Here is a 13,368-nt window from a genome sequence, read left to right as displayed (position 1 = left end):
ATGAGCCCATGAAGGGGTCTTTGAAAGGGAAAACCGTCATCGTGACAAGGCCGAGACTTCAGGCCCGCGCGCTGGAGCGGGAACTGCGCCTTGAAGGCGCCAGAGTGGTCTTGACATCCCTCATCCGTATAGCCCCTCCATCGTCCTACTCCGGGCTGGATCGCGCCTTGCGCGATCTCGTTGGCTACGACGCCGCGGTTTTCACGAGCGCCAACGCCGTGGACCGGTTTTTCGCGCGCTGCCGAGCGCTCAAAATCAAAAACCCGCCGCAGCCGAGATTCTTGTGGGCCGTCGGCCCCGCCACCGCGTCGCGCCTGGCGCGGCATGGCTGGCGAAAAGCCAAGGTTGCCTCGGCCCAACACGCCGGAGGCCTCCTGGCGTCCATGGGAGAAGTCAAGGGCTTGAGGATTCTCCTGCCCAGGGCCCAAAGAGGGCGGGAAATCCTCCCGAGAGAGCTTCGGAGGCGGGGAGCCGAGGTCTCTCTGGTCGAGGCTTACCGGACCTTGCCCGATGCTCAAGGCCTCGAACGCTTGGAAAATGAGCTCTCGCGGCGGGCCGTCGACGCGGTGATCTTCGCCTCGCCCTCGGCGGTGGAGCAATTCGCCTCGCGCTTGGGGCCCGGGGCTTGCCGGCGGATTTTCAAGGCCGCGGTCGCCGTGTCAATCGGCCCCGCCACCTCCGCGGCCCTCGCGGTCCGAGGAATCCGCGCGGGCGTCGAATCCTCGCAAGCCTCCGCCCGCGCCCTGGTGAGGGCCTTACGGGATTTTTACCTGGAGAAGAGACCATGAATCCCAGCCTTCGCAAGATCCTTCTAGAAGCCCTGGAAAAATCCGGAGAGGTCCTGCGCCGCCGCTTCGGCAAGGTCTCCGTGCGCTACAAGGGCCGGGCCAACCTGGTGACCCAGGCGGACCTGGAGAGCCAGCGCGCCATCCTTTCGGTTCTGCGAAGGCGCGTCCCCCGCCATGACTTCATCGCAGAGGAGAAAAAACGACGCTCGAGCGGCTCCGATTTCCTTTGGATCATCGATCCTCTGGACGGAACCACAAATTACGCGCACGGCTATCCCGCGGCCTGCGTCTCCATCGGGCTGCTCCGGCTCGGAGAGCCCGTCCTGGGCGGAGTCTACGATCCTTTCCGGCGGGAATGCTTCACGGCAGAGCGCGGGGTCGGGGCCGCGCTCAACGGCAAACCTCTGCGCGTCTCCGCCGCCAAATCGCTCAAGGAGTCCTTGCTCGTCACCGGATTTCCCTACGACCGGGCCAAGCATTCCAAATTCTACATCGAGTTCTACCGCTCCTTCATGGTGCGCTGTCACGACGTGCGCCGCAGCGGCTCGGCGGCGCTGGACATGGCATGGATCGCGGCCGGTCGAGCCGACGGGTTCTGGGAATTCAACTTGAGCCCCTGGGACGTGTGCGCCGGGCTTTTGCTCGTGCGCGAAGCCGGGGGCCGCGTCACGGATTTCTCAGGCCAAGAGTGGCGCCAGCCCGATAACTTCGGCCGGCAAACCTTGGCCACCAACGGCCTGGTTCACGAGGAGATGCTGCGCCTTCTGCGCCGCACCGCGCGCGCCGCGGAGGCCTCATGAGCCGGATTTTCATCCTTTCCGGAGCGCGCACTCCCTTGGCCGCCTGGTCCCACGGCCTGGGCGGGGCCGGGCAAAAGGGCGGGGCCTTGAGCCGCTTCAACCCCTTCGACCTGGGAGCCGAGGCCCTAGAGGCCGCCTTGGCCCATGCCCGGGTGATTTCCGAAAAGGTCGATAAAGTCGTCTTCGGCAACATGTACCAGGCGGGGCCGCACGCCTGCTACGGGGCGCGCTATCTCGCGCACCGAGCCCACATTCCGCCTCAAACGCCCTGCCTCTCGGTGGGGCTGGCCTGCGGCACCGGACTGCAAGCCCTCATCACGGCGGCATCGGAGATCGAGCTGGGGCGCGCGGGCGTGGTCGCGGCAGCGGGAGCGGACTGCCCAAGCCTTCTGCGGCGCGACATTTTCGTGCCGTCCTTCAAGGACATTTCCTGCGGCAGGCACATCGCAGAGACCGCCCATGCCTTGGCCCAAGAGCTCGGCATCTCGCGGGCAGAGCAGGACCGCTGGGCTCTCATCAGCCATGCCCGCGCTCGCGCGGCCCAGGGGCGGGGGATCTTCAAGGAGGAAATCGTCCCTATCGAAGGCGTGCGAGAGGACGACTCCGTCCTGGCCGACCCGCGGCCGGACTTTTTCGCCCGGGCCGAACCCCTCTTCGAGAACGGTTCGATCACGCGCGCCAACACCCACGCCATCGTGGACGGCGGCTCGGCCCTGCTTCTGGCCGGAGAGAAAGAGGCCGAGGGCTTCCAAGAGCCTCCCCTGGGCCGCTATCTGGGAGGAGAGGTGACAGGGGTGCCTCCAGAGAGAATGGCAGAGGCCTCGGTGCCCGCCGTGCGCCGCCTCTTGAGCGAGCTCAAGCTCTCGCCCGAGAAAATAGACCTCTACGAGATCAACGAGACCTTCGCGGCCCAAACCCTCATAGACATCCGCGAGCTGGGAATTCCAGAGGAAAAAGTCAACGTGAACGGCGGGGCCTTGGCCCTGGGGCATCCTTTCGCCGGGACGGGCCTGCGGCTCGTACTGACGTTGCTCAAGGAACTCAAGCGCCGCCGCTTACGGAGAGGCGTAGCCTCGATCTGCGTCGGAGGGGGCCTCGGGGTGGCGGTGGCGGTCGAGGCCTTGTGACTTGCCTAGCTTCTCGAGCTTTCCCAGCATCTCGAGGTTGAGGCGGGCCCCCGGGGAACGCGGCTCGGCGCGCAGGACGGCCTCGAACTCACGGCGAGCCCGGGCCGCGTCGCCCTCTAGAGCCAGGCAGATGCCCAGGTTGGTGCGGGCGTCCGCGTAGGTCGGCAAGAGCTCGAGGGCGCGCTCGAAATGAATTCGAGCTTGCCTGGTCTTGCCGCCTTGCAGCAGGGCAAATCCCAAGTTGTTGTGCGCCAGGAAATCACCTTCGTCCACCGAGAGCGCCCGCTCGAACAAAGAGACGCTGTCTCTCCAATGCCGGAGCTGCGCCGAGGAAGCGGCCGAACACCCGATCACCATGGCCGCGGCCGGGATCAGGGCGAGCCTCGAGAGGGGCAGCGAAAAGGCCAGAGCCGCGGCCAAGCCGGGCAAGGCCGGGTACATGTAATGGTCGGCCCTGGCTTGGCCTCCCACCTGGGAAAGACCGATCATCGGCAGCAAGGCCGCAAGAAACCACAGCCAGCCGGCCCAGAGCCAGGGCCGGCGCTCGCGGCTCCGCCAGGCTCCGGAACCGAGAGCCAGGCCCGCCAGGGCCGCGGCCAAGGCACGGCTCAGGTCCAGAGAGGCGGGATACGGGTAGTAGACGCAGAGCCCCGCGGGCCAGAAAAATTCCCGAAAATACGCCGCGTACGAGAGCGCCGCGTGGCCGAGACGGGCCGCCGGGGGCAAAGCTTGCCATGAAACGCCCGCGGCTCCCGCCAAGGCCGCAAACCCGGCCGCCAAGGACATAAGCCAGAGCCAGGTTTTTTCCAGAATGAGGCGACTCAACGGTTCGGGACGGCGCAAGGGCCAAAAATCCAAGATCAGAAGGAATACGGGCAAGGTCACGGCAGTGGCCTTGGACATGAGGGCCGCGGCGAAGACCGCGAGCAGGGCCGCGAAAAACCCCTTGGTCCGGGTTTGCGCCCACCGGGAGTATGCCCACACTCCATTCAGGCAGAAGAAGAAGCTGAGCAAAGTCTTTCTTTGGGAAACCCAGGCCACGGTCTCGACCTGCAGGGGATGGACGGCAAAGATCGCGGCCGCCAAGGCGGCTCGCCAGCAATCGCCGCTCAAGCGGCGCAAGACCGCGAAGAGGATGAGGACATTGGCGGCATGGAGGAGGATATTGCTCAAGTGATGCCCGGCGGGATTGAGCCCGTAGATCTGGACGTCCCACATGTGGGAGAGAAGAGTCAGGGGGTACCAATTGCCGCCGTGGAAGCGGGTGAACGCCCAACGTAGCCCGGAAAACGTGAGCCCGGACGCGGTGAAAGGATTCTGGGCGACATAGAGCCCATCGTCGAAATTGACGAAGCCGAAGCCCAGGACCGGATGGAACAGAGCCAGGCACAACCCGAACAGGGCAAGAACGATCCCCGCTAGCCCCATCAGAACCGAACAAGGAGGGAAAATCGGTTCGTCATGCCGAGCTCTCCGAAGGGAACCCATGCGTAGTCGAGCCTGAATCCCCCGGTGTCCACGCCCGCCCCGGCGGTGACCCCGGCCAGCCCCTCCACGTCCCGGGCATAGGCCTGGTTGTAGCCTAGGCGCAGGGCCGCCCGCAGGGAATCGCGCTTAAATTCGCGCTCAAACCCCAGGCTGACGTAGGGATCGTGGTCCACCGGCAAGTTGAGGTCCAGGGCCGCGCCCGCGGCTTCTGAGGCGTGCCAGAGCATGCCGGCGCGCAGGTGCAGGGGCAAGGGCGCGGTGTTCTCGCCCAAGCGCAGACCCGGTCCCAGATTGGATAGACCCGCCCCGATGTCCACCGGAGTGTCTCCTACCCGCGCGGCATGGAGAACCTGAACCGAAACGTCCGCCGCGGCGGTGGCCCCGGAAACATCGGCCAGGGAGGAACGGATGAGCTTGAGGCTCGCCCCCATCCGGATCCTGCCGGACCTGCGCCCATAGCCCAGCGCGGCCGCCAGATCGTAGGGCGTGAACTCTCCGGTGGAATCCCCAGTCGTGCTGTAGGCGGTCTGCGGGGCCTGGGTAAAATAGAGGACGCCGAACCCGACGGCGGACTCGGCGCCGAGGGGCCGGGCGTAGCTGGCGGCCCCGGAGTAAACGCTCTCGAGGAGGCGCCCGTAGGCAAGCGACAGCTCCGCGGGGCCGCGGCGTCCCTCCAGGCAAGCCAAGCCCGCGGGATTGGAGAAAATGGCTTCAGCGCCTTGGGCCCATGCCGCCTGGGTGCCTCCCATGGCCAGGGACCTGGCCATGGTGGGAATCTTAAGGAAAGCGGCGGCCGTGGTTCCGGCGGATTGCTTGGAAAAAGGAACCGCCGGCAAGAAAGAGCCGGCCCGGGCCGACTGAACGCTGCAAGCGAGGATGAAGATGTGGAGGGCTAGATTGGCCAGACAGGACCCTTCCGGCCAGGTTTTTCCTCATCAGCCGGGGATGCCTCTGGTTGGACGGAAGGAAGCTTGCTCGGCTCCTGAGCCGGAGCCTCCGCTTTCAGCTCAACGGCGGCGGGAGCCGCCGCGGGTGCTGGCGCGCCCATGCCCGGCAACTTATCTCCCAAGGACCGGGCAGGACCGGCCGCATCTGAGGCCGTCGGCGCCTGGACCGAGACCGGAGCCGGGGAGGGCAGCCTCGCTCCCATGTCGTTCAAACGCTTGAGAATGTCCTGGCTCGCCTCGGCCTGCTTCATGACCAGGGCTTTCAACGTGGAAATTTCTTTTTCAAGTTTCTCCAATTGAGGCTTCAAGTTAGGCGCGGGCGCCGGGGCGGGAACAGACGGCTCGGCGGCAACCTTGGGAACCGGCCTTTCCAAGCTCAGGGGCGCCACCGCCTCAGGGACGGGTTTGAGAGCGGCCGCGATGGGCTTGATCTCCGGCTGGGGCGCGGGCTCGTGAGCTTCCTCGCTCTCGACCGCTATACGGTATTGGCGCAACAGGAACATGAAAAACACCGAACTCACCAAAAAACCAGCCGCCGAGACGTAGAACCAGGAGTCCGCCCACAGGCCGTTCATGACGTTTCCAGATACTATCGGAATTGACCTGTGCTGTCAAGCAGATGCAATCGGCTTTCAGCAGCGGATTATCTATGATGCAAAGATGATGCTTTCAACTAAAAGTCGGCAAATTTATGGTAAGGAGTTCGTTTTCCATTTTGCCCTCGCCGCGCGAAAGTCGCTATAATACCTCCCTATGGATAGCACCCAAAAGCCAAAGCCGGCCCAAGACAAGCCCTCGCTCGGCGAGGCTTCCACCAATGTTTCCCGCCTAAGGAAAATCGTGGAGAAGGCATTGGCGAGCGGCGGCCCTGACAGGGTCCAAGCCCAAAAGGCCCGGGGGAAATTCACGGCCCGGGAGCGCATCCACTACCTCTTGGACGAGGGCAGTTTCCAGGAGACGGATCTCCTGGTCAATACCCGGGCCACCGAGTTCGGGCTCAAGGACAAGGACATCCCGGCCGACGGCGTGATCACGGGCTTTGGCACTGTCAACGGCCGCGAGGTCTGCGTCTACGCCCAGGACTTCACGGTCCTGGGGGGCTCCTTGGGGCTGGCCCACGCCATGAAGATCTGCAAGATCATGGACCTGGCCTTGACCAATCGGGTGCCCGTGATAGGTCTCTTGGATTCGGGCGGAGCCAGAATCCAAGAAGGCGTGGACTCGCTGGATGGATATGCTGAAATCTTCTACCGCAACACCCAGTGCTCAGGCGTCATCCCGCAAATTTCCGTGATCCTCGGCCCCTGCGCCGGAGGTGCCGTGTACTCCCCCGCTCTCACGGACTTTATTTTCATGGTGGAAGGGATCAGCCACATGTTCGTCACCGGCCCGGACGTGGTCAAGTCCGCCACAGGCGAGGAGGTGAGCTTCGACGCCTTGGGAGGCTCCGAGGCCCACTCGGCCAAATCCGGCGTCTGCCACTTCGTGGCTAAATCCGAGCCGGACTGCTTCCGCCAGGTGCGGGAGCTCCTGTCCTACCTGCCCCAGAGCCGCTGGGATCGCGCGCCTCGGATCGCAAACCCCGACCCCTTGCGCCGCACGACACCTCTCCTCGAAAAAATGAGCGAGCTCGATCCGAGGAAGCCCTACCGCGTCCACCACGTGATTTGGCAGATCGCCGACGAGCACAAGTTCTTCGAAGTCCACTCGAACTATGCCAAGAACATGGTGGTCGGCTTCATACGCCTGGGCGGGGAAGTGGCCGGGATCGTGGCCAATAACCCGGCGCACCTGGCCGGGGCCATCAATATAGACGCATCGGACAAGGCCGCGCGCTTCATCCGCCTCTTGAACGCCTTCAACATCCCGATCGTGACCTTGGTGGACGTCCCCGGCTACTGGCCTGGCGTCCAGCAGGAGCACGGGGGCATCATCCGCCACGGGGCCAAGATCCTGCACGCCTACTGCGAGGCCACGGTGCCCAAGATCACCGTGATACTGCGCAAGGCCTACGGGGGGGCCTACATCGCCATGAGCTCCAAGCACATGCGGGGGGACTTCAATTTCGCGCTTCCCTGCGCCGAGATCGCGGTGATGGGGCCGGCCGGGGCCATAGAGATATTGTTTTCGCGGGAACTCGCCAACGCCAAGACCGAGGAGCAGAAGGCGGCGCTCAAGGCCCAGCTCACCGCGGATTACGCCGCGAAATTCGCCTCTCCCTATCAGACGGCCTCATCGGGCTCCATAGACGAGGTAATCGAGCCCAGCCAAATCCGCTACAAGGTGATCCGGGCCCTGCGCTTCCTGCGCGACAAGCGCGTCCCCGGAGAACCAGTCAACCGCGGCAATATTCCTTTGTAGGCAATTCGGTGACAGTTACCGAATTACAAATAGTATACTGTTATTGATTTCATGAAAGCCCAGATTCTGGTCGTCGAGGATCAGCCGGCCACCTCGGACCTGATCGCCGAGGTTCTTAAGGAGGACGGCTACGAGGTCCAGACGGCCGAGAGCATGCACAAGGCGAGAGAGAGCATGCGGCGGGCTCTCCCCGAACTCATCATTCTCGACCGCAATCTTCCAGACGGCGACGGCCTCGAGCTCTGCCGGGAGCTCCGTGAGGACCAGAAGACCGCGAGCCTTCCTCTTCTCATTCTCACCGGAAAGAAAGCCGTGGAGGAACGGGTTTCGGGCCTCAAGGAAGGGGCCGACGACTACCTGACCAAGCCCTTCAACACCGAGGAGCTCATCGCCCGCGTGGAGGCCCTCTTGCGTCGGGTGGGAAAGATGGAGGAGCCCCAGGTGCAGGCCGCCGGGGACGTCAAGCTCGACCGGGAGTCGCGCAAGGCTTTTCTCAAGAACAAGGAGATCAACCTCAGCGCCAAGGAATTCGACCTCCTCTGGTTCTTGATTTACCGCAGCAACCGGGTGCTCACCCGGGATTTTCTCCTGCAGCACGTCTGGGGTTATGAGCAGGGCCTCGAGCTCAGCACCAAGGTCGTGGACGTGACCTTGAGCCACCTGCGCGACAAGCTCGGCCCCGCCTCCGCCATGATCGTGGCGGTCCGGGGTTTCGGCTACCGCCTCGACGCCCCTCCCGCGAAGTAGGCCTTTCGGCTCCTAAAATCTGGGCCTTTCGGGCAGCCCGGGATGGCCCGAAGGGCCCTTCTGAAAACAGGCCCTATTTCCTAAAATATACATGCCGCGTTACGGAGGTCTTTATGCCGCCATTCCCAGCCGAATTGCTGGCCTTGCTAAGCCTGAGGATCCATGATGACCTCGGGCCTGTCGGCCACAAGGAGAAGCCGCAGGCCGTTCAAACCGCGAACCTCCGGAGCTTGCTCCGGAGCGCCATCCCATTGACGACTTCCCATGCTCTATCGCGCCCGCCCCTGGACAGGCCGGCGCAGGCTGAAGAGGCCGAAAGCCTCCTGCGTCAAGTCCGGGACGCGAATGCTTCCGCCATCTGGGATGGAGCAAGCCTCCCGCCCCGCCCGATGGAGCATTCGGAGCTGGTGCGCGTTCCGAGGAGAACTTCGGTTCATCCTCAATTACTGGGCCGCTTGCCCCAAGCCAGCCCTGAACGCAGGCCCATCAAAAATCTCCAGGACATCTTGACGGCCGAAAACCCCGGCCAAGCCCTCCTCGACAGGGGTTTTAGGCTCATGCCGCGCAGAAGCCACGCCTACAGGGCCGCCTCATCGGCGATCAAGGTCTACCAGCTCAACCTGCCCACGCCCCAAACGCCGGGCGGCTACCAAAAAGTCATCCTATTCGGCGACGGCCAGATGGAGCTGAGAACCTTTTCCTATCCCTACACCCACACCATCAAAATCACTCGAAATGGGAAGGTCGCGGCAAACTCTCTTTTCAACGCGGAACCGCAAGAATACGCGCCCAGTGCCTGGCACCGGTAAGCCGAGTACCGCTCAGCGCCCCCAATGAGCCGTATTCTCGCCTTATTAATCCTAGGATTCTGCCTTCCCGCCTCGGGCTTCGCCCGCCCAGGGCCCGAGTTCGCAAGGCTAATCCACGCGGGCGCGGCGCCGCCGATACTCGGGGCCGTCCCGGCCGAGACAGTCACCTTGCTCAACCGCTTTTACGCCCGCCCCGAGATTTTCCGCCGCTCCATCAACCCAGTCTTGGAGAGGCTCGCTTGGGCAAGACAGGAATCCGATCAACTCGTGATTCTGGCCACGGTGCTGGCCAGGCATTCACCCTGGCTTTACGACCCCAGCGCTTGGGACAAGCCCGAACAGGTCTTTGCCGCCATGGACGAGGCCGTGGATCTGGCGGCGGTCCTAGCCGACAACCACAGGCTGAAGATATTCTCGGAATGCCAGGCCCTGCGGCGGGAAATCAATGCCTGGTCCGATAAGGAGCGCGCCGGCAAACCACTCGACCGCTCCCGCCTCCAGCAGCTGCTCCACGACTTGGCGGCGAAATCGGACGCTTTGGCGCGCTTGGCGGCCGTCAGCGAGTCCTATCTGCCCTCCTGGGACACGGCCTTCGCCCTGAATATGTTGAGCAATGTCCGATCACGGCAAACCGCCAAGGACATCCTGGCAAGAATGGGCGCGGCCCGGCGGGGGAGGATCGCGGCCGTCGAGGCGTCGGCGGCCGCTGCGCCGCAAACTGGCCGCCACTCCGCCGCTCCCGTCCTCGGGTCCGTGGGCCGGGCGATTAAAAGCCAGCTCCAGGCGGAGCAAAAGATGGGATCCCTCCTCGATGCCCGCTCTGGCGAGGAGTTCGAGGGCGTTCTCGCGAGCATCATTGAGGACATCAGGACCAGCGCCGACAAGCGCCTCCAGTACGAGTTGGCCGAGAATCTCATCTTGGCCGCGCGCCAATTCCCAGAGATGGAGCGGAGCCTGCGCGTATTCGACGCCCTGGACGCCGTCTCGGAGCACCTGTCGGAGCCGCGAAGCAGAGAAGACGCTCTGTCCCTTCTTTTGGTGGACATCACAGCGCCGCGGGAACTCCATGAGCAGGGGCCCGTCCATCACTTGGATGAGCCCGCCTACGCCCGGAGAGCTTTGCGGACATATGTTCTGATAACTTTGCAATCGCCGTTCAAAATCGTGGAGCAGGCCCTGGGCAATCTGGAAGCCAATAGGGAAGCTCTCTTCCGGCAGGATAAGCAAGCAGCCGCCGAGGCTCTTGCCGGCCTCCGGGCAGCGGCGGACCCGGACCGCGCACAGAGGCGAAACATCCCTTCTCTCCGAAATAGCGCCTCGGATGCCGCGACTCTCAACTGGATCGTGGTTATGCTTATGATGCACACGGCTGTCATCTACTATTGGCACAACACTTATCAAATGATCGGCAATTCATGGAACCCCCTCTATTTTTTGCCGGTGGCGCTGTGGATTCTTCAAGAAATCAAAAATTCCTGGACAAGAGTCTCTTGGAAAGAGGAGGATCGGCCATATCGGATTGAGGACGCCCTGAAGTCTGTCCGGAAAAACGCCGGGAAATGGCCGCTTTACTTCTTTTTATCGCTGGCAACCGCCTTATTTTCCTCCGGCGCCCTGTCCCTGGCCGCTTCGGGACTGGCGTTGGGCCTGGCCTTTTGGGGCTATGGTTTGTGGCAAGACAGGGCCTTCTTAGAAAAGCGCGTGGAAGAAATCCGCCGCGAGCGCAAGCCGTAGCGGAGCCTATCTCTCCGGGATCCCGACCGAGAATCCCAGGGCCTGCCCTTCCTTCAGCTTGAGCCGTCGCGCCGTCCCGGCGGGGAGTTCGAGCACGTATTGGCCGAAGCCCCCGACCCGCGCCACATCCTCATCCATGGTCTTCTCCACGGAGGGCATGACTTTCTCGTGGACGCGCGTGATCCTCTTGTCCGAGCCTATGTAGACTATGTCCAGGCTGACGAAGGTGTTCTTCATCCAGAACTGCAGGGCCATGGGCTGGGAAAAAACGAAAAGCATCCAGCAATCCTTGGGGTTGCGCCGGTACATGAGCCCCCGCTCCCGCGTGGAGGGGGAATCGGCCACCTCGACCTCGACTTTCTTCCCGCCGGGAAGGGACAAGGCCGTCTTGCGCAGCGCGACTATCGCGGGCTTGGCGGCAGGGAGGGCAGTAGGGAGGGCGAGGCCCGACCAGAGAGCAATCAGTCCCGCTGCCAGACTTATCCCCAAAAACTTCCCGGGAAATTTTTGTGGATGACTTCGCCGCCAATTTCCATCAAGCATAACTCTCCTCTCAGCGTTCTCGCCCGCTTATGCGCGGCTTGGGCTCCGGGAACCGCGGCAGGTACTCCTTGTCCACCAAGGCCTCGACCGCGAGCGCGGAATCGTAGAGCTTGTCGTAATCGAGCTTGTAGCCCGCGGCGATATCGGATAGCTTGGCGCCATCGCTCCTCTTCTTGACGGCTTCCTTGAGGGGCCTGCGGGCCTGGACGCTCATGAGGACGAGCTGTATGATCTCGAGCTTGTAATAACCCTCTTTGACAAGGCCAGAGAGCTCGGCCACGGGACCCGTGGTGGATATCTTGACCTCGGCCCAGACGGCGGGGCCGAAGGCCATGTCGAGGGCCAGGGCCAAGGGCGGCGCCTGCTGGTCCGGACCGACGGAGTGCAGCGCCGCCCGTTCCGGCTTCTCGGGCCGGGCGGCGGGGGTCTGCGCATGGGCCACGGCGGCCGAGAGAAGAAACAGCAGGTTCATCGGTCCCCGGGGGCCCGATTCTGCGGGAGGCTCCGGAAATACCGGGCCGCGTTCCTGGCCTCGTCCATCCAGGCCTTCGTGCCCCAGGGCCCGACCCGACCCCAGAGGGCCCGGCTCAAGTCATGGAAGAAAACCCCGGCGGCCGGGCCGTCGGAGTATATCTTGTCTATGGCCAGGATGGAGCGGCGGTAGAACTCCTTGGGGCCCTCGGGGTGGCGCTGATGGAGGGGCCAGTCGATCACGTCTCCCACCACGAGCTGGGCGTCCCTCCTCTTGACGTAGCCGTTCCAGTCTTGGATGAGGTCATGGAATTGCGGGCCGGTGGCCTCATAAAGCATGAGGGCGTCGGCGTCCACCCCGGCATCGTTCATCATTACCGGATCCTGGCCGTGATGCCAGCCCTTGTCCCAGGTGAGGGTGAAGGCCCACAGGGGCTTCTCCTCGCCGAGCTCCCCTTTGATCTGGCTCACGATCTGGCCCACGAGGTGCGCCCGCCACCACTGCCAAGCGTCGATGAAGTCATGGTCCCTGCGCATGACCTTCTTGCGCGCGAAATAAACCATGCGCTCCTGGCGCGAGAGCTTGCCCCAGTCCGGGGGCGGACGCAGGCCCGGCATCTCGGCATAGAACTCCTCGGCCAGCTCATAGCCGCCCAAAGCGTTGCGGACGTAGTCTATCCCGAGGTAGTCCACCTCGGGGATGCCGCGGAATTTCTTGAGGATCTCGATCACGTCTCGGACGCGCTTTTTCTCGCGCAGGGACACAGCGCGGGTCTCCACGGGCTTGCCGTCCTCGATCTCCAGGGCGTATTCGTAGCCGGGGATTTTATTGGAGGAGGACATGGTGAGATAGCACATCGCGTACACGCCGAACTTGATGCCGCGGCGGCGGCATTCCCGCGCGAGCATTGGGATCATGGCCAGGTTTTGGTTCATCCAGACCTCGCCCGGCTTTTGGCCCGGGGTCTGGCCGCCCAGGACCCAGAAGGCGTCCGCCCCCACGTACTCGACCCAGTCGAGAAGTCCCCGCCAATCCTTTTTCTCCCCGGAGGGAGCCGTGACTTTCATGCTTTGCAGAGGCATGACGCTTTCCAAAGTGAGGGCCACGAAGCCCGGGGGCAGGGCCTTGGGCCGCCGCCGGCGGATCTCGAAGGATTTCGTCCGGAGCCGGCCCGCCAGCTCACTCTCGAATCCCGCGAGCCTAAGGTCGTAGCGCCCGGGCTCCGCGTTCCAAGGGCAGGGCCAGAGCCCGATCCAAGCCCCCGAGTCGGAATCGTATTTCAGCTCTAGATCGCGCAGATGGGCAACGGTGGACACCTCTTTGCCCCGGAAGAGCACGGACGCTTTCGGAGGAGACCTCCGCCAGCGCTCGACCAGCTTGGGATCGCGCGCGCGCAGACGTATGTCCACGAACTCGTAGTGGAGATAGGACGGCTTTCCGGTGGAGAGCTCCACAGAGCGCGCCCACTGGGACCACCAGAACCGCAGGCCGAACAGGACCGCGTAAAGGGCCGCCAGGCCCAGGAAAAGCGGCAGCGCCTTCTTCATGACAG

13 protein-coding genes are annotated in these 13,368 nt (G+C 63.7%); 7 read left to right on the top strand and 6 right to left on the bottom strand.

Features of this window, described 5'->3' with window-relative positions; genetic code table 11:
* Positions 1 to 8: 8 nt before the first annotated feature.
* Genes HY921_09985 through HY921_09975 form a run of 3 tightly spaced genes read left to right on the top strand, consistent with a single transcriptional unit; the run spans position 9 to position 2,715 of the window.
* Complete coding sequence (locus tag HY921_09985) at positions 9 to 788, top strand: uroporphyrinogen-III synthase (GenBank protein MBI5631198.1); 780 nt, start codon at positions 9 to 11, stop codon at positions 786 to 788.
* Positions 785 to 1,588, top strand: a complete 804-nt coding sequence (locus HY921_09980; protein ID MBI5631197.1) for an inositol monophosphatase — start codon at positions 785 to 787, stop codon at positions 1,586 to 1,588. The genes HY921_09985 and HY921_09980 overlap by 4 nt, the downstream gene beginning before the upstream one ends.
* A complete protein-coding gene (locus HY921_09975) occupies positions 1,585 to 2,715 on the top strand; it encodes a thiolase family protein (protein MBI5631196.1) in 1,131 nt (376 codons plus the stop codon). Before HY921_09980 ends, HY921_09975 begins: the two co-directional genes overlap by 4 nt.
* Here HY921_09975 and HY921_09970 read toward each other — a convergent pair.
* The 3 genes from HY921_09970 to HY921_09960 form a co-directional block, all read right to left on the bottom strand.
* Positions 2,644 to 4,143 carry a tetratricopeptide repeat protein gene (locus HY921_09970; GenBank protein MBI5631195.1) on the bottom strand — a complete coding sequence of 500 codons (1,500 nt, stop codon included), beginning with the start codon at positions 4,141 to 4,143 and terminating at the stop codon, positions 2,644 to 2,646. The genes HY921_09975 and HY921_09970 overlap by 72 nt on opposite strands.
* The gene (locus HY921_09965) at positions 4,143 to 4,970 is read right to left on the bottom strand and encodes a PorV/PorQ family protein (protein ID MBI5631194.1); all 828 of its coding nucleotides are present in this window, start codon (positions 4,968 to 4,970) and stop codon (positions 4,143 to 4,145) included. The genes HY921_09970 and HY921_09965 overlap by 1 nt, the downstream gene beginning before the upstream one ends.
* Before the next feature lie 125 nt (positions 4,971 to 5,095).
* On the bottom strand, positions 5,096 to 5,725 hold the full coding sequence (locus HY921_09960) for a hypothetical protein (protein MBI5631193.1): 630 nt from the start codon (positions 5,723 to 5,725) through the stop codon (positions 5,096 to 5,098).
* A gap of 178 nt (positions 5,726 to 5,903) precedes the next feature.
* On the opposite strand from HY921_09960, the gene HY921_09955 reads away from it, so the two are divergent.
* The 4 genes from HY921_09955 to HY921_09940 all read left to right on the top strand — a co-directional run bounded on the left by HY921_09955 (position 5,904) and on the right by HY921_09940 (position 10,801).
* Positions 5,904 to 7,511, top strand: a complete 1,608-nt coding sequence (locus HY921_09955) for an acyl-CoA carboxylase subunit beta (protein MBI5631192.1) — start codon at positions 5,904 to 5,906, stop codon at positions 7,509 to 7,511.
* A 51-nt stretch (positions 7,512 to 7,562) separates the two neighbouring features.
* Positions 7,563 to 8,258: a response regulator transcription factor gene (locus HY921_09950; GenBank protein MBI5631191.1), complete on the top strand. Its 696-nt coding sequence runs from the start codon at positions 7,563 to 7,565 to the stop codon at positions 8,256 to 8,258.
* A gap of 113 nt (positions 8,259 to 8,371) precedes the next feature.
* Positions 8,372 to 9,067: a hypothetical protein gene (locus HY921_09945; protein ID MBI5631190.1), complete on the top strand. Its 696-nt coding sequence runs from the start codon at positions 8,372 to 8,374 to the stop codon at positions 9,065 to 9,067.
* 24 nt (positions 9,068 to 9,091) lie between these two features.
* A complete protein-coding gene (locus HY921_09940) occupies positions 9,092 to 10,801 on the top strand; it encodes a hypothetical protein (GenBank protein ID MBI5631189.1) in 1,710 nt (569 codons plus the stop codon).
* A gap of 6 nt (positions 10,802 to 10,807) precedes the next feature.
* Here the strand turns inward: HY921_09940 and HY921_09935 are convergent, their stop codons facing one another.
* From HY921_09935 to HY921_09925, 3 genes are all read right to left on the bottom strand, one after another.
* A complete protein-coding gene (locus tag HY921_09935; protein MBI5631188.1) occupies positions 10,808 to 11,290 on the bottom strand; it encodes a DUF192 domain-containing protein in 483 nt (160 codons plus the stop codon).
* A gap of 64 nt (positions 11,291 to 11,354) precedes the next feature.
* Positions 11,355 to 11,816: a hypothetical protein gene (locus tag HY921_09930; GenBank protein ID MBI5631187.1), complete on the bottom strand. Its 462-nt coding sequence runs from the start codon at positions 11,814 to 11,816 to the stop codon at positions 11,355 to 11,357.
* The gene (locus tag HY921_09925; protein MBI5631186.1) at positions 11,813 to 13,363 is read right to left on the bottom strand and encodes a hypothetical protein; all 1,551 of its coding nucleotides are present in this window, start codon (positions 13,361 to 13,363) and stop codon (positions 11,813 to 11,815) included. The genes HY921_09930 and HY921_09925 overlap by 4 nt, the downstream gene beginning before the upstream one ends.
* Positions 13,364 to 13,368 lie beyond the last annotated feature (5 nt).

It is taken from the genome of Elusimicrobiota bacterium (genome assembly GCA_016218575.1).
GTDB lineage: Bacteria > Elusimicrobiota > Elusimicrobia > UBA1565 > UBA9628 > JACRDN01.
Note: the sequence above shows the minus strand (reverse complement) of the source record. Positions and strands in the feature narration are given on the sequence as shown.

Bases quoted from the DNA above. Each gene is read 5' to 3' on its own strand.
- HY921_09985 (MBI5631198.1), top strand. From the start codon at position 9: ATGAAGGGGTCTTTGAAAGGGAAAACCGTCATCGTGACAAGGCCGAGA.
- HY921_09980 (MBI5631197.1), top strand. From the start codon at position 785: ATGAATCCCAGCCTTCGCAAGATCCTTCTAGAAGCCCTGGAAAAATCC.
- HY921_09975 (MBI5631196.1), top strand. From the start codon at position 1,585: ATGAGCCGGATTTTCATCCTTTCCGGAGCGCGCACTCCCTTGGCCGCC.
- HY921_09970 (MBI5631195.1), bottom strand. From the start codon at position 4,143: ATGGGGCTAGCGGGGATCGTTCTTGCCCTGTTCGGGTTGTGCCTGGCT.
- HY921_09965 (MBI5631194.1), bottom strand. From the start codon at position 4,970: ATGGCCAGGTCCCTGGCCATGGGAGGCACCCAGGCGGCATGGGCCCAA.
- HY921_09960 (MBI5631193.1), bottom strand. From the start codon at position 5,725: ATGAACGGCCTGTGGGCGGACTCCTGGTTCTACGTCTCGGCGGCTGGT.
- HY921_09955 (MBI5631192.1), top strand. From the start codon at position 5,904: ATGGATAGCACCCAAAAGCCAAAGCCGGCCCAAGACAAGCCCTCGCTC.
- HY921_09950 (MBI5631191.1), top strand. From the start codon at position 7,563: ATGAAAGCCCAGATTCTGGTCGTCGAGGATCAGCCGGCCACCTCGGAC.
- HY921_09945 (MBI5631190.1), top strand. From the start codon at position 8,372: ATGCCGCCATTCCCAGCCGAATTGCTGGCCTTGCTAAGCCTGAGGATC.
- HY921_09940 (MBI5631189.1), top strand. From the start codon at position 9,092: ATGAGCCGTATTCTCGCCTTATTAATCCTAGGATTCTGCCTTCCCGCC.
- HY921_09930 (MBI5631187.1), bottom strand. From the start codon at position 11,816: ATGAACCTGCTGTTTCTTCTCTCGGCCGCCGTGGCCCATGCGCAGACC.
- HY921_09925 (MBI5631186.1), bottom strand. From the start codon at position 13,363: ATGAAGAAGGCGCTGCCGCTTTTCCTGGGCCTGGCGGCCCTTTACGCG.